The sequence below is a fragment of the Nostoc sp. genome (assembly GCF_054880495.1).
In genome coordinates this window covers 1-19,224 of the sequence record NZ_JBTYKD010000361.1, presented here as the reverse complement: position 1 = coordinate 19,224, position 19,224 = coordinate 1, and the positions used below count along the sequence as shown (strand labels likewise).

The following is a 19,224-nucleotide window of genomic DNA, read 5'->3' as shown; positions in this document are numbered from 1 at the left end:
ACAATTAATCCTTTTACTAACTTGCGGCTTTGTTCTATTGAATCGAACTGAACACTCTCCACTAGCAAAGATTGATTAGCTAGTCGTTGCACTATAGTTTTAATATCTTCTTCTGCAACTTTTTCAAGTCTACTTATTGCTTCTCTGTCTTTGGCAACCGGACTCGTTGCCAAGATTGTTAATGCTTCGGATAACTCAATCATTTTATATTTTTCTTCCTTTTTCGGAATAAAGAAAATAAGCATCTTCCTACATGCAAAACTATTACCCAAAACCAAAACTTAAATCTTAAACGCCAGGCTAATGACGGAACATTGTGGCTATTTAATCCGGCCAACTGTCTCCAAACTTTTGTGTAATGGACGCTGTTTGGATGAGAACTTCTGCCGTAGCCATTGTGGTGGCAGCTTTCACAAAGCGGAAAAGCATCGTACCCAATAATTTCACACCCAGATACTGATTTCTTGGGACTATGAAACAGAAGCATTCCCAAGATGCGGCGTATCGGACTGCGCTTATATTTCACATGATGCACAACTACGGCTCTCCCATGCATTGGATTGCAAGTGCAGAAGGGCATCAATCTCAATCCTTTTTTGCAAGTAAATCGCCAGCTTTCAGAATACTCAAATTCTGTTTTCTCACGGCCCATTTTTATCAGCCTTCCTCATTTTTTAGCATTGCTGCCAATTCGCCATTGTCGTAGTTATCAATCAGCCATTTAAACAGAGACTTACCGTGAACGGTATACGACCGCGTGGGATGTTGTTTGTTTTCACCGCACTTTAAAACACTTCTAATAATCTCTCGCTGAGTCACCCCATCATTTACTAAATTGCGAATGTCATTGAACAAAGTCTCTGCTGTGGTGTCTGGGTAAAATTCGCTGACCTTGCGAATTGTCCAAACAAAGTTGATATCCGTTTCATCAGAAAAGTTGTATAAACGCTCGTATTCTCTGTACTCCTCTCTCATATCCGAGACGATACCAAGAATAAATTCTCCAGTGTCTGCGTTCGATGACAGAATCATTGGGCGTTGTTCTTGTACAGATAAGGCTTTAGCTTCTGGGAAAACTGCCCTCATCCGCTCCCTTTGTTTGGTATCAGCAATAACGTGCTGGTTGCTGATAGCTTGGCTAATAATTTCGTAGTTACCTTGATTTTTCTTGGTGTTTCTGAATGCTTGATACATCAGAATTACACCTGCTCGTCCACCTTTGGAAGATAAGAATTTTAAGTCTTCAATATTCGAGGATTGCGTCCCCACATAAGCAGCAACATCAAGCTCTCGACCATTAAAAATAATCTCTGCCATCCCAGCATTGAAAGCATCGCCCAAAGTGATTTTCTGAAATGCTCCAGATTCTTCAGGATAGCGGACAACTTTTTTACTCAGCGACGAACTCAACAGCTTTTGCTGTGACATGAAATCGTCCAAGATTAAAATCACTGGAGAATCTTGGCAGTATTCTTCTCTCTCTGATTTAGGAAGCGCTGCCCGTTTGCGTAATTCGGTAATGACTTTTAGCAATATCTCATAACAGACATTGGAATCTGCGTTAAGACGACCGACTTCGGCTCCCGAAAAGCCGTCATTCTTCATAGCGATCGCATATAAACGAACTCTGTCCCCAAACCGCTTTTTCTTGCGACCGACGACAACACCGAGAGAAACAGATTTACCTGCTCCTGGTGTCCCCAGAAAAATCAGACTTTGGCTGGTATCTACCAACCCGTCTATTGCTCTTGAACCAGCTGTAACTAGCGTTCTTAATGCGGTACTGTCTACTACTATGGGTGAACTGTCCTGAATAGGATCAGGTGAATTCTGATCGATTGGAATAGTCGCAGCCATTAAGGTTGTAGTAGCCTCAAGAGTCTGGGACTCAATTTGAGCAGGTGGTTTCTCAGCTAAAATCTGCTCTGCTAGTTCAGGGTTATTTTCCAGCAATAGCATGGCATACCCATCAAGTAGCTGCTGCTCAAAATCTTTAAATCGAATATCCGAGGATAAAATCAGTTTCTTTTCTTCCTCCGAAGCTAAAATCGCCTGTCGCTTTTCCTCTAAGAAAGCGTCGGTTTCTTCTTGTTTTGCGATCGCACCTAAACTTTCAACTTCCAGCCCGGAAATAACGTAGCCCCCAGCCAAGAGCGCCATTGCCACTAATCCCAAAGACAACCGCATTTTGCCATTTCCTGGTAGCACAATTGCATCCTGCGCTGTTTGGGGAGGACTAACATTAACAGAAATGGCTACTCTCGTGCAGGGGCTTGTCGCTGCATCACAATACTGCAATCGGGAGTTGAAGTACCCCGACAAGCTGCCGATAGCTGCGATCGCTCCACAAATAAAAAGCCCCGTGCTAGCGGGAGCATAAAGTTTGTGTAGCATATATTACTTCAAGAAAACTAAGAACAACATCATCGCTATCAGCACCCCTAACCCAACAAAACCAACTTGCCATGTTGGCAGAATCCAGTAGCCCAAAGTAATCGGATTGCTCAACGCCATAAACAGCACATCCCAGAAAGCAGCGATGCTTAGTGTGATCGCTAACCCGCTCAACCTCCGAAGCATTAAGGTTTCTTGCGTTGCATCGTCCGGCGGAATCAAGAGAAGCCAACCAGCGATCGAGAGCTTCAAGGCAATGTAAATAATCCACCCTCCCACCAACAGGCGGGAGAAGTGGGCAGCGCTCACACCGAGCGAAAACCAAAATCCATAGGCGCTTCCGAAATGAACAAGTTTCATCATTTTGAGGCGCTTTGAAACCTTTGCCATTACCTACAATCCTTGCAAGAATTCAAACACCGAGTTGGCTGCTGTTCCATTTTTCATCTCCCCAACGGGTGCAGCAGCAGATTTGGTGGGAGCAAAGGCTTTCGGGCTGGTTGTGCCGTACTGCATCAGACGCCGCAATCGCGCCCTTGTGTCAAGCACTGCAATCATCTCCACAGGTTTTTCGTTGGGTTCGGTTTCTGCTAATCGTGTCTCTTTTTCCTTGTCAGCTTTCAGCTTTTTGGCTGCTCGTTTTAACGCTTCTTGCAGTTTGTGTTCCTGGAGGTCAATGTGGCTACTAACATCATTATCAATTTGCGCGACCTGCGTTCTACCCGAAGCCGCGAGCTTTTTCTGTTCTCCTAAATAACCCTTGTGGGACAGAAAGACATCCATTGTGGATTGATCAATTTTCTTCATGCCGCCGACGCCTTCTTTGACGCAGCGATTCACGAATTCATGATACTTGACAACCCCATCAATGTAACTGCGGAGGTTCTGCTCAATGGCAGGTAAATTATCCAGGAGGAAATTTAGCTGATCTAGTTGATCAGCCATTTGAGCTATTTCGTTAGGAGTCATCCCCGGCAACGTCGTCAGGAAATCGCCAATCCCAAAATAGTTGTTCAGCAGCCCCTGCATTTCCGGGGACGAATCAAAGGATTTAATCAATCCAGTGACTGACGGAGCAATGGGGGTATTCGCCCTGTCAGTAGACGTTTGGGGAATGCGATCGCTGTCAGCCACTGACGAATTTTGGTTATTTCCCCTGTACTTAGCCAAGGCACTAGCAAAGGCTGAAGCGAATGTTTTTTTATCTGTCACTTTACCTCCTCAGCAGAACGCCTTTGATTAAACCTTCAGATTCTGCTTTCTGGCGCTCTAGTTGAGCGCGACAGGCAGCATTATCTGATTCCTTGTTTTGAATTTCTTGCTTCAGTCGGGCGTTGTCCGTCCAGAGACAAGCGATTATTACTGCGATCGCTAGCATTCCGAACAGGTCGAACAGGCTGAACTGTTGTTTCTCCGCCATTGCCCCCAATCCAAAAACTACTCATTACATAGGCAGAAAATCCCCCCCCGATAATCCCCAAAACAACCAAAACCCAAAGCGCAACGTCAACGAACTTGGTAATTTTTTTCATATAAAACAACATCACGATGCTTTGGGCTTGTCGGCTGGCGCTAGGGCTTTGAGCGGTTTCTTGTGCCACTCTGTCAGCTGCTTTACTTGCTCCCCCAAAGCGGTCAAAGTCCCGACTTCAAAGGATTTGAACATCGCCGGAGCAATTTTTCCCATGTCTCCACCAGCGATACGGGTTAGCACCAACTGCATAATCCGAGCGCCGCGTAGGTCAATAATGCTGTCTGCAACAGCTATGTCAAAGCTCTCAAACTGGTCATCCATCTGAAATCCGGCTTCTTGCCCTGTTTCTTCAGAGCGAGTCTCAGGAGGCTTGGCAGCACCTTTAGCGGTTTGTTGTGCAGTCTTGTAACTCATAAAAAACTCCTGGTATGCGGTGAACCCACTGCCTTTAAGCACGGGAGGAAAGCGACGCGGCGACTTTAGTCGCAGTGACAATTAGCCCGGTAGAGCGTCTGATTAGCCGGACTTTGTTTTTGCTAAATTGTCCTAACCGTTTCCAGTCGGCATCAGACACAGAAACTTGTTTTTCTCTATCGCCACTCACCCAACCGCGATAGGTCTTAGAGCCTTGAGTAACCTCAACATAATCACCTTTCCTGAATCCGTGGCGAGTCACAATACCACCGTACTTACGACGCACTCCACCAATTGCTGGAACCATTAAATGAAGCTGACGGCGCGATACTGGAGGTCTGCGAATTACCATAAAAGGCGCAGGTGTTATAGTCACGTCACCTCTCCAGCCCATTGAGTGACGATCAATGATGCCGTAATTAATGAAGGTGCTACAAGCTAGAGCAACCCCATCCACCGCATGAGTGGCGGGCATTGCATCACCCTTCGAGTGTTTTTGTTTTTCTAATCCTAATTGGGTGCGTATTTGTGCAGTCTCCCAACCTTGAACTTGCTTAACTTCACCAAAGGCTTCTAACCTTTCTAGCTGCCAAACCTGCCCAACCATCACCGGACTAAACCCTTTATCTCCCCGCGCTTTGACGACCTCGTAGGTGACAGTTTTGAAGGGAAAAATCAAGGTTAGTTCTTCTAAAACGCGCCACTCTAAATCGCGGTTGGCTCTGATGCTGGGAGGTACTTTTGGACATTTGCGATTATCAAATCGCTTTTGGCGATGAGCGCGAAGCTTGAATGCAACTTTGCGATTAATACGGCGACCCCTACGACCTCGGCGCATCATGGCACGTTGCCTCATCCGGTCTTTGACGGTTTTAAAAGGTAGCTGGAGGTGAGCCAGCCACAACGTAAACTTGGCGGATTGAACACCGATCCCTGTATAAAGTTTTCCAGGGTCTACACCAACCACTATTGGCTGGGTTTTTTCCCCTGCTGCTTTAATTAACTGGATCTGAAATATTCCTAAATCGTTGTATACAACTCTTGCTTTTCCCTCCTTTAACCAACGTCGCGCTCTACTGGACTTGGTTGGCATTAGGGGTAGCCCCGACTTTGATAGAACTGGTACTCGTAACATGGAGACAATCCTTTCGAGTTTAGTTAATAGTCCCCTCGCTCAACCAATTACAGATGTCTCGGCTCAACCCGACGACCTAACAAAAGGTCTTAAATTATTTCCGAACTGGGGAAGCATTCGGAAGTTTTAACCGCAATTAGCCTCAGTGAGCTAGTCAGGCACGTAAGATTTGTTTCTTACAAGCTCCGTCTATTCAGAGCGGAGTTACTGACAAATCTCCTCCATTCTTTGGTGAATTTTCTCTACGGCGGTTTCGTACTGGAAGCGCTTGACTAGCTTCCGAAACTCAAATAAAACCTGCATTGTCTCTCGACTGAATCCCTCGTCTTGGGGCTTGAAATCAAACCCTTTCGGCTTGTTTCTCATCGGCGCAAGACATGACAAATCTCTTATTAAAGTGGTGTTAGCTCCTCCATAGAAAATCCTGCACATGGGTTCCCTTAGCAAATAAGTAATTTCTTGTGGCAGCACTTCATCAAAGCTCTTATTTGCCCACTCAGTAAGGTAAATATCTTGCCAGGATCGTAAAGGTCTACTCCACAATTGAGCTACAGATTCATTCACAATCAATCCATAAAAAACCCACGCCTTTGATAATAAAAAAAAGCGCCCGACGGCGCTATAGATTTGTGGGATTTTCCACAGTCAATTTTCTGGTAATATCAAAATCTCGTCAGATTCAGGATTAACTAAAACTTCGCTGCCAATAACTTGGGATTGATCCGTACTGGCTATAAGTTTTACCCTGAATTTCCAGTCTACTTGCTATAGAAGTTGGATTTTCTCCGATAGTTTTTGCACTTCAATCTGTCTAGCCAATACTGCGATCGCCCAATCAGGACAACCTTTGTAAAACCAATCTCGCACGGTGCCAAGCGTTGGCGCTTGTCCGCCGCTAGGACTAAGAAATTCTTCTATCATCTGCACAATCAATCGTGATGCAGTAGAGATAAAATCTCGCTCTTGTGGGTATATTTTACCCGCTAATCCTGCCTGATCCAGTACAACAGAAGCTATCTGCTGAAGCTTTTGCTTGTTCTTAGATGTACTGTGACAGCCACCGATACCGCGACAAGGCGGCTTTTTAACGTCTTCAATTTGTGCAATCATTAATGTGCCTCCAAGCCTATTTGGGGGAACTGCCTATGGGTGGGAGCGATCGCAGTCTTGTCAGGGGTGCGATCGCTTTAACTTTTTATATCACAACTATAAACCTTTGGGGTAAATTTGTGGCACTTTAAGATAAACTTGTAGGTAAAGCACAAGCAAGGAGATAATGGCTTATCAGTTTTCGCTTTCGTACTATTACATTACAGAGCAGCACGACAAACAGCTTGATGTTTTTAGCGAAGCATCAGGCGATTCTAGGCAGGATTTAATTAATCAGTATGTGCGGGGATGGTTAGGCCGTAACCGTTCATACTATGAAACTTTGGCGAAGCTGGATGTTACTAAGAGGGAAATTGATATAGATGATTGGGTAGAAACAGTTGTTACTCAAGGGTTTGAGGCTTTACCTGATTACAAAAATCCAATAGCAGATGGTGAAATTCCCCTGAATCCTTTGGGGCATATCATCTTACCTGCAAAAATGACTAAGAGAGATATCAACTACATTTTTCTGACCAAGCAGAATTATATATTACTGAGAACAGCCATTTATTACGATGGCTCAAAAATTGCTCAGTATCTTTCTAGGGTCATCTATGAACATATACAGCGAAATTGGGAATTACTGTATGCCCCTCAAGTCGCTGCTGAAACATCTAATAATTGGTTAAAAGGAGATAAATAACAATGGTGCAAGCTGTACAACAAGAATACACACTAGAAAAAGTTCAACAAGCTGTTAATGCGATTTTTGAGGTATTGGGCGAACCCACTGATGAATGGCAACATCAGGCGTTAGCAAAATATAAAAATGGTGATGCGATCGCAGTTAAAAAAATTAACGCCAGTCATCTCAGGGATTATTACTGCAAGTGTTTGGGGTTTTTGGTCAGTGCAACAAGCACCAACCCCAATCTACGCAAGCTTTTATCAGCTGCGGCCAACGCTGCTGCTGACCACGCGCAGGTCAGAACTTTAGATAAAATCAGTGATGGGAATGCGATCGCTTTTGAATCCAGTGACCCAGTAGGCAATGCAACCCAAAACATTCTAAGATTCCTCACACCCCAAACTGAATACCATCAACTCGCGCTAGCTTCCAGAACTAATTACGATGCTCTAAAAGAACTGGAGAAGGAAAATCCAGAGGATAATTTAATCAAAGTATTGTTGTATCTAACTAAGGCGAAACCAGATTCACCAGCACTTTTTACCATCATTGCGGAGGCTGGGGCAACGGCTGCGCTGTATGTGAGAAATCTGGAACATCAAAAAATTACTGGCATGATCGCGGCTGCACTCAACTAACTATTTTTCTTAGAGGATGCATGGCGATCGCTTGTAGTAGGGAGCGATCGCCTTGATTCTTAGAGGATAGTAGGGTGATGCCTACGGCGGTAAACTACGCACCCATTACCAATGCACCAGTACTGCAAGCTGGGTCAGGAGAGTAAGGGGAATGATCACATTGGTTACAGTAGCCCTAAATCTTGAAGAATCTTAACTAGAGAAAGAACAACAGAGACAACAGAACCTACATCCTTCATAACCTCAATCAATTTTCTCCAATCCCAAGGGGTCTTTTTCTTGGCAGGGTTTTCATCAGGATTTTCAGGCTCGGTTGAGCTATAGACTAATTTAGTTAAAATGGAATTAAGCACAATTCAAACTCCAATGCTTGTGTTTTGCTGGCAATGTTTGGTTGAGTATCAGTTAACCAAAATTGATTCATCGACTTTGCTGATAGCCTTTGGTTGAATACCAGTCAATCAAAGGCTATTGCTCTGTTTAACTTTGCTTTTTGTTAGGAAGCCACCTATTTTCTACCTTGATTTGAAGGTAGGCTTTGAGCAGTCCTAACAAGTAAAACCCGGTCATAATCTTAATCCAAAGTTCAGGTTTACCCTTTTCAAGCCATCCACAGCGTAAGGCTTCTAGTTCTCCACGCCATTCCTCTAAAAGAGTATTAGACAGCCAACCTTTTATATGGCTTTTTTGTTTAATTTCTGCCGAGAACTTTTGTTTCATTAGATTAGACAACTTATCTAACTCATCTATATCCACATCCCCATCCCGCACCAACAACAGAATCTGCTCCACACCCAGATCCCGCACCGACACCCGCAGATTCTTCCCATCCCCATCCAGCACCGACACCCGCAGATTCTTCGTATACTCATCCTGCAGACGCTCAAAATCCACACCGCTTAGATCTACTGGTTTCTGATTCCAGTGACGCATTATTCTGACTACTTTACGAAAGGTATTTAGATATTGCATTGACTCAAGCTCCTGCCAAACCAGCTTGACCTGTCATTGAACGCATCCTTAATTGGTTACGATAGTCTTGTACTTCTCTAAGTACTGTCTGCCCTGAACCAGTTATTATGTAGTACTTACGACGCGCACCTCCTGTTTCATCCTGATCGCTTCCCCATTGCCACGAAACTAGTCCTTTTTTTTCTAGCCTGTTCAATGTGGGATATAAACTACCAAATCCAATGGATATTGGTCTACCTTGATTTAACCCATCTAAGATTTCAAGACCATACATTTTTTGAGTCCCCATGAGAGTTAAGATATCTTCCTCTAAAGCGGAAAGCCTAATTCCATCTGCTTCATCCCGAACGTTGCTCATAACTTCTCTTCAACTTGGTTATACTTTATATAGTAATATATAAACATATAAGTGTTATGTGTCTAAAGAAATAGTTTAAAAACTCTATGCTGATGCCTGCGGCAGGAAGCTACACACCTAATCATCATTTTTTGAGGCAATGCCAAGGTGTAAGCATTGCTATTATTCTTAGAGGAAAATGACAAAAAGCCTGCTCATATCACTCATGAGCAGGCTTGAAAGTAAGATATATAGGCGAGGCGATCGCAGTTCTTCAACTAGATCGCCTCTTAATTCCTATGCTGATTCCGGTAAAGTCACCGTCTTAGGCGTAGGTTTTGCTGATGGTGCAGGTGTCACTGATGGCAGAGGAGCTAGATAGCAGTTGTTAATCTGGATCTGTTTTTGCCTCTGGCTTTGAACCTGAGTTTGCCATTCTTTATAGACAACTCCGCCTCCAATACCTAATGACAGGATGCAGGTGGAACCTATAACAATGGTTTTCTGAGTAAGCAAAATTCCCCTTTGCACTGGCTTAGAATTGCCAAGCAAAGAGCGAAAGAATTTTAGCAGATTCATGGTTTTTGGTTCTAGTTGGACTGGCGAGACTTGTAGAGAAAAGTCCAGTAGAAGGAAAAGTTGAACAGCGATCAACTTTTAGAACTCCGTCCTAAATCTGTTCTTACAGCAAAGCTGCCCTTATGGAGGGGGCAGCTTTGCAAATTTGCTTAATGTTAGGCAAATTTCGCCCCGCTAAACATATTTTAGTCGGGACAGAGTTCTGAAAGTTGATCGCTGTTTTTATGGTAATACAATAAAATCAATGAAAAATTAAATCCTCCATGATAAGATTATGTGTTTTGCTAATGTACAAATGAAATTTGTCAGTTTCAGTATTGATAAAAAATAAATAATGTAGAATCTTTATTAGACAAAGGTTTTTAATTTTATTTTTTCAAAATCTAAAAAGTAATAAATATTACCAAGATTACTTAGCAGTTAAGAATTATTACACAATATATCTAAAATAATCTGATTTTGTATACTTTTATAACAATAAAAACACTAGTTAAAAAAATATCTTTTAATAAAAATTAACATCGTACTCAGCAACAGAATCCAGGCATGATAAAGGGGAGCGATGCCTACGGCGGCAAGCTACGCTCATTTCACCAGTCCCAATCATGCAAGAGCGATCGCGTTATTCTAAGTATGCAGATACTCAAATACTCAACGTAAGGGCAGGTGTTTAAGCCTGCCCTTAAACTATTTATTAGTTAAAGTTTGGCAAGACTCCTTACGAAAGTTAAACTCTTGAGCAGTTTCTGAAGCCGTCTGTGATGACTTGAAACTCAATGAACCTCCACAGTCAAATGACTTTATAGCCGAGAGTCCATATATAGCAACCACTCCAAGAACTGTTAAGCCAACTACCCCAGCGTAGATAATAGGTGGAGTTTGGGCTAACGCTTTTCCTAAAGTGTTGGTAGCTCTGGTGATAATGCTGTTGGTTTCTGACTTATTATTAGGTTGAATGTTGTTCATTTTCTTTTCAGTAACTTATTTTGAGAGCCAGCCTGGGGGCCTCGGAAACGCCCAGGCTGACTTTGTTTACAATGAGATATTTGTGGGCTAAGAAAGTAGGCAACTTTTCAGCGGCCTTCCTATAGAAACTTTGTCAACTTGTTCTATGTGAGCTAAGTGTCACCACCTCCTGTAATTACTTTGTCAACTTGACTTAGCTGTTATTCCCAGCAATAGAGTTCCCACAAAAATTTTTGTTCAGTTATCAAGTCTTCCAAAGGGCAAAACCCTGTCACTTAAGGCGGAAAAGATATGCAAAAAGCGATCGCAGTCATTACAACCAGATCGCCTTAAAATTAGCTATTTCAGTTATGAAGTCTATCAAAGGGCGGATACACCTGAATTTAGATGAAAAATAAATACTGCATTACTGCATCAATTACTGCATTAATCTTCTACTTCCTTAAGTGCTTCATCCAGCAAAAGCCTTATAATCTCAACCTTTTTCCTATTTGTCCTGGCTGCTAACACAGACAACTTACGGTGCGTTGATTCAGACAAATCAACAGTTAATCTGATTGTTGGCTCTTTGGAAGGTTGTTGAAGTTGAGACATGAGATTAAACTTAGCTGGTTGCGGGGCGGATATAGGTGATACAGGTAATATAGGTAATGTAGATTGTGGTATAGGTTCCTGCTCTAGTATTGGCTGAGTCTCGCTTTGAGTATCTGAGTCTACAGTCTCCTGGTTTAATAAACCCTCCCGCAGCGCTGATTCACCATAAACAAACTCACGGGCAAGGGCATCATCAAGGGGCTTTCGCTTTTTAGCAGTCATTTCAACATCCCCAGAATTTCCTTAAATAACCGCTCATATTCCCGTGCTGACTCTGCTGCTTGACGGCCAGGTAAATCCCAAATTGTTGCAGCTTGACCAAAAGTATCTGCGATCGCTTGTTTCTGGTGAATCACAGTTTTTAGTACAGTTGCCTCTTTAGATTTAGATAGAAGTGCGATCGCTTCACCCAGTAACTTTGTACCTTTAACAGCACGACTGATAAATATAGCTGCTTGAGGCGCACCACCACGCACAGACTGAGCTTGCCTAATTAATTGCACAGCGTCACTGGCAGACCGTAAATCTAACTCTGTGGGCTAACAGGGAACTATAGCTAAATCAGCTCTAAATAATATTGCTCTGCTGGGCTCAGATAAACCAGCTTGGCCCATCTACTATTAGATGATTAATTTACTTTTTCCTGGTTTATATCGATTAATTCAACTTGGTACTATAATTTTGAAAAATAAATTGTGATTAAAAGGGAATATGAATGGCGATCGCTATTCGACAAGCTCGTGACGACGAACTTGAAGCGCTGATTCCGATACTACTGTTGGCAGAACAATCGGAGCGTGCGCTGCGATGGGGACTTGCTAACCTCGTCGATGCTGTATATCGCATGGACGACAGCGAACACTTGGTTGGTGCAGCAACGATGAAATGGCGCAGCGACCCCTGCGAAATTATGGAACTTGGTATAGCCCCTGAGTTTCAAAGGCAAGGTTTAGGTAAAGAGTTCGTTGCTTGGTTGATTCGAGAGGCGAGGCAACGCGGCAAGAGACAGATACTCGTCGGCACGTCTAATTCAAGTATCGCCAACATTGCTTTTTATCAAAAGTGCGGATTTCGGATGGATCATGTGCGCCAGGACTACTTTTGGTATTTACCTGAGCCAAGTTACGAAAACAACATTCAGATTCAGGACTTGCTCGTATTTCGTTTCGATTTGGTGCCATGCTCAACTAAGAAAAGAACAAACTGACAGAGGAAAAGCAAATTAGGTATGAAAGCTAGGGTAGAATTAATTCTTCGGGATGAAGAGGGAGAATGGCAGCAATAATGGTTCCCACTTAAATCTGCCTGCTCACCGAAAAATTTACAGTTAATTGAGATAGTAGCCTAGATATAGACATGGTTACTTTAAGCTTGAGTGACTAGTGTTATGTACATTGAATCATTATCGATAGCAACCCTGGAGCAAGCAATTCACCTAAGAGAGGAAGTTTTCCCAGGCGTGAGTAATAGTAGTGATGGGCAATCGCTGGCGGCAAGTTTATATCGAGATAAATATGCTCAATGGTTTTCAGACAGTGGAATTACCCAACTCAAATACTGGGTTGCTATCGATGAGAAATCTTTCCAAGTAATTGGGCTAACTGGGTTATATTGCAAAAGCGAAGACGAACAAGAAGCTGACTGGTTAGGCTGGTTTTGTGTAGCATCACAATTTCGGGGAAAAGGAATTGGAAAAGAGCTATTAGACTTTACCATCGACCTAGCACAAGCAAAAGCAAAAAGGTACTTACGGTTGTATACTTGGGAACATTCTTCTTCTTATGTAGCCCGGATGCTTTATCTCAAACGCGGTTTTTACCAAATTGGTGAATCCCCAAACAACAGCGGATTTAAAACTATCTATCTTGAACTCCAACTCGACAGCATTATTCATAGTGGATGAGGAAATTCATCTAGAAATTTTCTTAGAGGAAAGGCGATCCAGTGTTTCCTACTGCGTAGTTTACCGCCGTAGGCATTGCCTTTTCTTTTGAGTCTAGAAAAAGTGATCCTTCCAGAACAGCACTCTTATCCACAGACTCTCCTCAGAGAAGTGGGGGAAGCAATCAGCTTCTTAGAGGAAAAGACGATCGAGTGCGTAGTTTACCGCCGTAGGTCTTACCCTGAGCCTGCGCCGAAGGGCATCGCCTTTTTGTTCTGCTATTGTTTTGGTTGCCTTTGGTGTTAGCTAAGATTTTTGGATGGTGACAAGCGGTGAAGCAATACCCAAGATTAATTCACAACGCTGGCGATGCCTGCGGCGGTTCGCGGAGCGACCATCGCAAAGCGCCGACAATCACGATTCGCCATCTGGTACAAACGCTGTAACCCCTATTTTTCCGTTCCGTTTTTTTTCTAACCGCCTATAAAATGAGCGAACCGGGAGTGATCAACGCCTGAAATTGTTCATCTGAACGAATATTATCAAAATCTGAGTCAGTTTTCGCCATATCTTGGTATTGGTTAGGACTCATATTGATAGCTTGTTGTAGGTTAAAGATTGCTTGCTTTATATTAAGCAATTGGGCATAACAGCAAGCCTTACCATAAAAAGTCGTGGAGTCGTCTGGACGGATTTCGTTACATTTATCATAACTGGCGATCGCCTCTTCAAAGCGTTTGAGAGTTAACAGTGTACTGGCTCGGTTATACCAAGCTTGGGGTAAATCTCTTTGAAATTCAAGGGATCGGTCGAAGCTAGCGAGCGCCTCTTCAAAACGCCCCAAATCCATTAAGGCAATACCCCGGTTACACCAAGCTTGGGGAAAATCATGCTGGAATTCAATCGCACGCTCGTTGGAAGCGATCGCCTCTTCAAAGCGTTCCAATGTCAACAACACAATACCTCGGTTATACCAAGCATTAGAGTTATCTCTTTGAAATTCAATCGCTTGATCGTAAGAAGCTATTGCTTCATCATATCGCCCCAATTCATCCAAAGCAAGCGCCCGATTCTCCCAGGCTGCGCTCAAGTCGCCTTTAAATTTCAGGGATTGCTCGGTGCTAGCAAGAGCATCTTCATAGCGTTCTAAATTTAATAAAGCAATGCTGCGAAGATACCAAGCGTCAGAGTCATCAGATTTTAATTTAACAGCATTGTCGAGATTAGCAAGCGCCTCTTCAAAACGCTCTAAATTTAATAACGTAAGACCTCGGTTTTCCCAAGCTTCATGCAAATCAGGCATGAGTTTCAAGGCTTGATCAAACGCTTCGAGCGCTTCAAAGTTACGTCCTAAAACCCTTAAAGCAATACCTCGAACACACCAAGCTTCATGAGAGTTAGGCTGGAATACCAGCGCTTGATCGCAGGCAGCCAGAGCCTCATCAAAGCGTCCCAAATTTAACAACGTCGAACCCTGATTAACCCAGACTTGATAATTGCCAGGTTTTAGTTCATTGGCTTGCTCAAAAGCTTCGAGAGCGTCGTCAAAACATCTTTTGTTTAAAAGTTCAAGACCCAAGTTAAACCAAACTTTATCTTGGTCTGCTGGAATTTCTGAAGACACAGTGCTATTTTCCTAATTATGATCCGATGTATATTAAAAAAATTGTAGATGATTCTTTATGAGGAATCTGGCATTTTTTATCTTATCGATTCTGACACTTACTACCACTTCGGCAGTGGCAATTTCGGAAAACTGTGTTTGGCTCTAAAAATTTCCTCCTATCTAAGGAGTTATGGTCTACGACCGACTTTATAGTCATCGCATTCCAGCAACTAGATCCAAGAGAACTAAAAAGATACTAACTGCGATCGCTAGTGTTGTCGAGGGTAAGGCATGATTATTGGCAATTAAATTTTCTGATTCTTCCTGTAATTATTAAGTAAGTATTGTGCATTGTTCACATACATCTCTGTATAACCGCACTGACCACAAATATACGCTTTTAATGTCCCGGTGTGAGTTCCTTTAAATATAAATGCTTTTGGATTATCGTAAAATTCTACTTGCACTGGGTACCCTGATTGGGTGACAATGGAAACGTTGGGAATTATATCTGAGGAACCACATTTGAGACACACCATTTGTTCAACTGTTTGTTGATCTAGATCTGTCGATGAAGAATCCTGGGTATTGATTATCCCTGTTGATGTCACTAGAACTGGCTGACCTTTAATACTAGAAGGAGCAATTTCATCAACTTCCTGGAATGACAGGCTCTCGATTCCCTCCTTTGACGTGCCGCAACTCCAGCAGATATCAAAATTCTCTTCATTCTGCTCATGGCACTTGCAACATTCCCACATCTGTATCACCTCTACAAAACAGTTAACGTTAGACAAGTTCAAAAGCGATCGCTTCCTACTACTCCGTCAGGTGAAGGAATCGCTATTACCGAAAGCACCTCTGCGATAGCCGTCCCCAAAAATTTTCAGGTTTCTTGTTATTGCTCATGGTTTGTAACAGACAATTTTATAGCAACCGTCAAGGCATAACTAAACTATACAACTGCTAATTGGGCAATGGGAGCATATCTTGAACGAATGCTTTCCCAACAAAGGCTAACGCAACTCAAATTTCTTACTTTCCCCAGTTGTATTACCCTCGCCCTAGCGCTACAATCTGCCTGTATTAGAGGCATTTTTAATGACAACTGCAATTTATTACTTGTGAGCAAAACCCGCATTATTGCGCTATTTAATCAATCAGGGGGAGTAGGAAAGACAAGTTTGACTATGAACTTGGGCTATCACCTCGCTCAAAAAAATAAAAACCGCGTTCTTCTGATAGACCTTGACCCCCAAGCGTCACTGACGACATTTATGGGGCTAGAACCGGACATTACCGCCAAAACTGTCTATGAAGCAGTGGTGGGTGAAGAACCGTTAGCAATTCATCCTGAACTGATTCACAGTATGGGTTTGGTGCCAGCCAATATTAATTTAAGTGCTGCTGAACTGGAACTGGTTGCCGCCTTGATGCGAGAAATGCGCCTAAAAAATGCACTTGCTCCCATCTTAGACAACTATGATTTTATTTTGATAGATTGTCCGCCATCTTTAGGCATTCTCAGTGTGATTAGCTTAGTAGCAGCCACTCATGTCTTAGTACCTATTCAGTGCCAGTTCAAATCCTTTCAAGGAACTGATTTACTATTAAGAACTGTAGCCACACTCCGCAAAGGTGCTAATAAAACACTCAGCATTGCTGGCTTCATCCCCACAATGTATGATGCACGTACTGCCCAAGAAAGCAGAACTATGAAAGCTATCACAGAACAACTTTCACCCCTGGCAACAGTTTACGAACCCATTCCTAAATCTATTGCCTTTGCTGATGCAAGTGAGGCACGCATACCCTTAGCACTATATAATCCCAAACATCCTGCCGTCGCTGTACTCAAAAAAATCGCCCTCAGTTTAGAAAAACTACAGTGAGCAAAAAAGACCAACCCTATAGCAGTCAATTAAAAGGTGTAGCCGCCCTACTGGGTGAAAGCTTTGACCAAACCCAAAGTACGGCTAATTCACCAAATACTATTCCTATCAGTCTAATCAAGCTGCCTGCCTCACAGCCCCGCCGCTACTTCGACTTTTCAAAGCTGGAAGAACTATCACGCTCAATTCAAAAATTGGGCATCCTTGAACCTTTGCTCGTCCGGCCTTTGCCTAGTGGTGATTATGAATTAGTAGCTGGTGAACGTCGCCTTAGAGCATCTCAAATAGCAGGGCTGACTGAAGTGCCTGTAGTCGTCCATGATATAGATGACATCACCACCTATCAGGTGCGACTTGTCGAAAACCTCCAACGCGAAGACCTCAACCCCTTAGAAGAAACCGAAGGCATCCTGGAATTATTAGCAATCCAGATACAGATAACTCAAGAGGAGGTTAGCAGTCATCTCAACCGCATGAGAAACGTTTGCGATCGCTATAAACAAGAAAATTCGGAACTGAGACATAACGTTATGTCTCAACCCCAAACTCAGATAATTGAAGAATTATTTGCGTCTTTGGGGCGCATGAGTTGGGAATCGTTTGTCAAAAATCGCCTACCACTGCTCAATCTACCCCTAGAAGTGCTAGAAGTACTGCGTTCTGGGCAAATCGAATATACCAAGGCACGAGCGATCGCACGAGTCCAAGATGAGTCAACCCGAAAACAACTGCTCTTAGATGCGATCGCTTACAATCTCTCACTGACCGAAATCAAGCGTAAGATTCAAGAAATTGAGTCTACTGCTCAATCAAGTTCGTCATCTCAAACAGAGACAGCATCCATAAAAGAGCGTGTTGATGATACGTTCCAACGCTTCAAAAAAGCGAAAGTGTGGGATGACCCGAAGAAAAAATCCAAAGTAGAAAAGTTGTTAGCTCAGTTAGATGCACTGATCAAAACTGAATAGAAAATGGCGATGCTACTTTGGAGCCGCCCTATGGTCATTAATTTGAGCAGATTTATGCAAATAAAAAAGGAGAGTAGCAATACTCTCCTAACATAATTGGAAGAAAAAATTTCTTTTCTTAGTGATTCAAACGAGCTTGACGTTGACGCAATTCATGAGCGTGTTGTTCACGAGCTTGACGCTCACGCAATTCATGAGCGCGTTGTTCACGAGCTTGACGCTCACGCAATTGACGAGCGTGTTGTTCACGAGCTTGGCGTTCGTGTTGGGTTTTACTGTTATTAAAAGCTACAGTATTACGATTAAAATGATCATGCTCAGATTTGAATTCAGCAGCATTAGCATTTTGAGAAAGAGCCGCAATTGAAGCAGCTGCTAATAAGCTTCCAAGAAGAATAGATTTTAAGCGATTCATATATCCTTTAATCTGCTTTGCATTACGTGATTTGTATATTCTTAATGTAATCGGAATAATCAGGCAAATGCCTGTATACAAAGTCATGTTGAAACGGTTACTTTTGTCACTAATACTAGGATTGATATTTGATTTTTGAAATTGGTGATTATTCAAAACCTTATGTAACTGGAATGGGTGATGCCTACGGCGGGCTATGACGCTCTCTGCGAGACGCTGCGCGAACGCGGACTCGCTTTGCGCGTCGCTATCGGCGTCGCCTGGCTGAAATTCCTCTGCCAACGCTCAGATCAAAGGGCTTGGTAAACCGTAATTACCGCAACCCCGATTTTTCACCTTGTCTGGTGAAACTTCACAATACAACCCGTAATTTCACCATACAGTCTGCCGGAGTGTATGACGGACAATAGTTAAAAAACTGGCATACAACCCGCTCTTTATGGCAGACAAGCAACCAGATACCCTTTCGGCAGTTCCTCATGGGGGAAACCCCCAAGACCGGACTGCCTCACAAAATGATGTTGAAAATTTGAAAATTTCCATATTAGATTTACAAAAAAAATACGGAATTCAACGCGACAGCTTCTACGGACGGACACGATACCTTCGGATTACAACCTGGAAGGAGGGCGGTAAAGCTTACCTGGATGCCCGACAAGTACAGCAAATGGACGGGCTACACGACCACATCAAAACTACCGGACGCATGGAAGGCTACCCAGTACCCGATCCTTCTGGGCCAGTTGAAGAGGAGCAGCCAACATCCAGTACTCTGGCAGTCACAGAAACTCAACAAATTACTCCGACTTATGCACCCAAGCAGAAGCGATCGCAGTCTTCCCAAGTAGACGACACCGCGGCCATCGTGCAATCTGCTCAGAACAAAGCAGTTGGTACACTCATTGCAGAAAACATACTTGCCCGTCACTTCATTGAAAATCCAGATCTGCTACCAGATGATTTGAAAACTAAAATCAAGGAATCGGGGGAAGTGCCAAGCATTGACCCTTTCGCCTACGCAGACTCATTGATCAGCGCCGCAATGGGATCTATCAGCGCGGCTTGAAATTTTTGGGAATGCTGGCAACCGGGGCGATTGTTGCTGTTAATGGGCTGAATCCTCTCTCATTGCTGCGATTGGGCATGGGTGGGATATTGGCGTTAGCGCATCTCGCCGT

Annotated in this window: 28 protein-coding genes; 9 read left to right on the top strand and 19 right to left on the bottom strand. The window is 43.2% G+C overall.

The genetic code is table 11. From position 1 onward, the window contains the following. The 10 genes from ACYTXL_RS30485 to ACYTXL_RS30440 form a co-directional block, all read right to left on the bottom strand. On the bottom strand, positions 1 to 203 hold a 203-nt coding region (locus ACYTXL_RS30485; RefSeq protein WP_461927885.1), incomplete at its 3' end, for a hypothetical protein. Positions 204 to 324: 121 nt separating this feature from the next. Further along, on the bottom strand, positions 325 to 447 hold the full coding sequence (locus tag ACYTXL_RS30480; RefSeq protein WP_461927884.1) for a hypothetical protein: 123 nt from the start codon (positions 445 to 447) through the stop codon (positions 325 to 327). Between the two features lie 210 nt (positions 448 to 657). Beyond that, the gene (locus ACYTXL_RS30475; protein ID WP_461921563.1) at positions 658 to 2,394 is read right to left on the bottom strand and encodes a hypothetical protein; all 1,737 of its coding nucleotides are present in this window, start codon (positions 2,392 to 2,394) and stop codon (positions 658 to 660) included. 3 nt (positions 2,395 to 2,397) lie between these two features. Beyond that, the gene (locus ACYTXL_RS30470) at positions 2,398 to 2,757 is read right to left on the bottom strand and encodes a hypothetical protein (RefSeq protein WP_461927883.1); all 360 of its coding nucleotides are present in this window, start codon (positions 2,755 to 2,757) and stop codon (positions 2,398 to 2,400) included. A gap of 30 nt (positions 2,758 to 2,787) precedes the next feature. Continuing rightward, positions 2,788 to 3,606 carry a hypothetical protein gene (locus ACYTXL_RS30465; protein WP_461921561.1) on the bottom strand — a complete coding sequence of 273 codons (819 nt, stop codon included), beginning with the start codon at positions 3,604 to 3,606 and terminating at the stop codon, positions 2,788 to 2,790. Position 3,607: 1 nt separating this feature from the next. Next, on the bottom strand, positions 3,608 to 3,814 hold the full coding sequence (locus ACYTXL_RS30460; protein WP_461921560.1) for a hypothetical protein: 207 nt from the start codon (positions 3,812 to 3,814) through the stop codon (positions 3,608 to 3,610). 123 nt (positions 3,815 to 3,937) lie between these two features. Continuing rightward, positions 3,938 to 4,282, bottom strand: coding sequence for a hypothetical protein (locus ACYTXL_RS30455; RefSeq protein ID WP_461921559.1), 345 nt, complete (start codon positions 4,280 to 4,282; stop codon positions 3,938 to 3,940). Between the two features lie 34 nt (positions 4,283 to 4,316). Then, entirely contained in the window at positions 4,317 to 5,417 is a 1,101-nt protein-coding gene (locus ACYTXL_RS30450; protein ID WP_461921558.1) for an RRXRR domain-containing protein, read from the bottom strand. A 204-nt stretch (positions 5,418 to 5,621) separates the two neighbouring features. Beyond that, the gene (locus ACYTXL_RS30445) at positions 5,622 to 5,981 is read right to left on the bottom strand and encodes a hypothetical protein (protein WP_461921557.1); all 360 of its coding nucleotides are present in this window, start codon (positions 5,979 to 5,981) and stop codon (positions 5,622 to 5,624) included. Between the two features lie 201 nt (positions 5,982 to 6,182). Beyond that, positions 6,183 to 6,527 carry a hypothetical protein gene (locus ACYTXL_RS30440; protein WP_461921556.1) on the bottom strand — a complete coding sequence of 115 codons (345 nt, stop codon included), beginning with the start codon at positions 6,525 to 6,527 and terminating at the stop codon, positions 6,183 to 6,185. 2 nt (positions 6,528 to 6,529) lie between these two features. Here ACYTXL_RS30440 and ACYTXL_RS30435 point away from each other — a divergent pair, with 2 nt between their 5' ends. Genes ACYTXL_RS30435 through ACYTXL_RS30425 form a run of 3 tightly spaced genes read left to right on the top strand, consistent with a single transcriptional unit; the run spans position 6,530 to position 7,835 of the window. Beyond that, on the top strand, positions 6,530 to 6,658 hold the full coding sequence (locus tag ACYTXL_RS30435; protein ID WP_461921555.1) for a hypothetical protein: 129 nt from the start codon (positions 6,530 to 6,532) through the stop codon (positions 6,656 to 6,658). 35 nt (positions 6,659 to 6,693) lie between these two features. Further along, positions 6,694 to 7,212 (top strand): transposase, encoded by a 519-nt coding sequence (locus tag ACYTXL_RS30430; protein ID WP_461921554.1) that lies wholly within the window; start codon positions 6,694 to 6,696, stop codon positions 7,210 to 7,212. 2 nt (positions 7,213 to 7,214) lie between these two features. Beyond that, entirely contained in the window at positions 7,215 to 7,835 is a 621-nt protein-coding gene (locus tag ACYTXL_RS30425; protein ID WP_461921553.1) for a hypothetical protein, read from the top strand. A gap of 164 nt (positions 7,836 to 7,999) precedes the next feature. Here the strand turns inward: ACYTXL_RS30425 and ACYTXL_RS30420 are convergent, their stop codons facing one another. The 7 genes from ACYTXL_RS30420 to ACYTXL_RS30390 all read right to left on the bottom strand — a co-directional run bounded on the left by ACYTXL_RS30420 (position 8,000) and on the right by ACYTXL_RS30390 (position 11,786). Then, complete coding sequence (locus ACYTXL_RS30420; protein WP_461921552.1) at positions 8,000 to 8,188, bottom strand: hypothetical protein; 189 nt, start codon at positions 8,186 to 8,188, stop codon at positions 8,000 to 8,002. Positions 8,189 to 8,315: 127 nt separating this feature from the next. Continuing rightward, complete coding sequence (locus tag ACYTXL_RS30415; RefSeq protein ID WP_461921551.1) at positions 8,316 to 8,807, bottom strand: hypothetical protein; 492 nt, start codon at positions 8,805 to 8,807, stop codon at positions 8,316 to 8,318. A gap of 4 nt (positions 8,808 to 8,811) precedes the next feature. Next, entirely contained in the window at positions 8,812 to 9,165 is a 354-nt protein-coding gene (locus ACYTXL_RS30410) for a PadR family transcriptional regulator (protein WP_461921550.1), read from the bottom strand. A gap of 276 nt (positions 9,166 to 9,441) precedes the next feature. Next, positions 9,442 to 9,723, bottom strand: coding sequence for a hypothetical protein (locus ACYTXL_RS30405; protein WP_461927882.1), 282 nt, complete (start codon positions 9,721 to 9,723; stop codon positions 9,442 to 9,444). Between the two features lie 687 nt (positions 9,724 to 10,410). After that, complete coding sequence (locus ACYTXL_RS30400) at positions 10,411 to 10,689, bottom strand: hypothetical protein (RefSeq protein ID WP_461921548.1); 279 nt, start codon at positions 10,687 to 10,689, stop codon at positions 10,411 to 10,413. A 426-nt stretch (positions 10,690 to 11,115) separates the two neighbouring features. Beyond that, the gene (locus ACYTXL_RS30395; protein WP_461921547.1) at positions 11,116 to 11,505 is read right to left on the bottom strand and encodes a CopG family transcriptional regulator; all 390 of its coding nucleotides are present in this window, start codon (positions 11,503 to 11,505) and stop codon (positions 11,116 to 11,118) included. Beyond that, on the bottom strand, positions 11,502 to 11,786 hold the full coding sequence (locus ACYTXL_RS30390; protein WP_461921546.1) for a hypothetical protein: 285 nt from the start codon (positions 11,784 to 11,786) through the stop codon (positions 11,502 to 11,504). The genes ACYTXL_RS30395 and ACYTXL_RS30390 overlap by 4 nt, the downstream gene beginning before the upstream one ends. Positions 11,787 to 11,998: 212 nt before the next feature. Here ACYTXL_RS30390 and ACYTXL_RS30385 point away from each other — a divergent pair, with 212 nt between their 5' ends. Together ACYTXL_RS30385 and ACYTXL_RS30380 are read left to right on the top strand one after the other, a co-directional pair. Continuing rightward, complete coding sequence (locus ACYTXL_RS30385; RefSeq protein ID WP_461921545.1) at positions 11,999 to 12,490, top strand: GNAT family N-acetyltransferase; 492 nt, start codon at positions 11,999 to 12,001, stop codon at positions 12,488 to 12,490. 180 nt (positions 12,491 to 12,670) lie between these two features. After that, entirely contained in the window at positions 12,671 to 13,186 is a 516-nt protein-coding gene (locus ACYTXL_RS30380; protein ID WP_461921544.1) for a GNAT family N-acetyltransferase, read from the top strand. A gap of 460 nt (positions 13,187 to 13,646) precedes the next feature. Here the strand turns inward: ACYTXL_RS30380 and ACYTXL_RS30375 are convergent, their stop codons facing one another. Next, on the bottom strand, positions 13,647 to 14,789 hold the full coding sequence (locus ACYTXL_RS30375) for a tetratricopeptide repeat protein (RefSeq protein ID WP_461927881.1): 1,143 nt from the start codon (positions 14,787 to 14,789) through the stop codon (positions 13,647 to 13,649). Between the two features lie 719 nt (positions 14,790 to 15,508). Between ACYTXL_RS30375 and ACYTXL_RS30370 the strand changes: the two genes are divergently transcribed. The 3 genes from ACYTXL_RS30370 (at position 15,509) to ACYTXL_RS30360 (ending at position 17,631) form a co-directional block, all read left to right on the top strand. Further along, the gene (locus tag ACYTXL_RS30370; protein WP_461922518.1) at positions 15,509 to 15,721 is read left to right on the top strand and encodes a hypothetical protein; all 213 of its coding nucleotides are present in this window, start codon (positions 15,509 to 15,511) and stop codon (positions 15,719 to 15,721) included. A gap of 174 nt (positions 15,722 to 15,895) precedes the next feature. Continuing rightward, the gene (locus ACYTXL_RS30365; RefSeq protein ID WP_461922521.1) at positions 15,896 to 16,663 is read left to right on the top strand and encodes a ParA family protein; all 768 of its coding nucleotides are present in this window, start codon (positions 15,896 to 15,898) and stop codon (positions 16,661 to 16,663) included. Then, positions 16,660 to 17,631 carry a ParB/RepB/Spo0J family partition protein gene (locus tag ACYTXL_RS30360; RefSeq protein ID WP_461922519.1) on the top strand — a complete coding sequence of 324 codons (972 nt, stop codon included), beginning with the start codon at positions 16,660 to 16,662 and terminating at the stop codon, positions 17,629 to 17,631. Before ACYTXL_RS30365 ends, ACYTXL_RS30360 begins: the two co-directional genes overlap by 4 nt. A 118-nt stretch (positions 17,632 to 17,749) precedes the next feature. Here the strand turns inward: ACYTXL_RS30360 and ACYTXL_RS30355 are convergent, their stop codons facing one another. Further along, entirely contained in the window at positions 17,750 to 18,202 is a 453-nt protein-coding gene (locus ACYTXL_RS30355; RefSeq protein ID WP_461927880.1) for a hypothetical protein, read from the bottom strand. A gap of 283 nt (positions 18,203 to 18,485) precedes the next feature. Between ACYTXL_RS30355 and ACYTXL_RS30350 the strand changes: the two genes are divergently transcribed. Beyond that, a complete protein-coding gene (locus ACYTXL_RS30350; RefSeq protein ID WP_461922749.1) occupies positions 18,486 to 19,112 on the top strand; it encodes a hypothetical protein in 627 nt (208 codons plus the stop codon). Positions 19,113 to 19,224 lie beyond the last annotated feature (112 nt).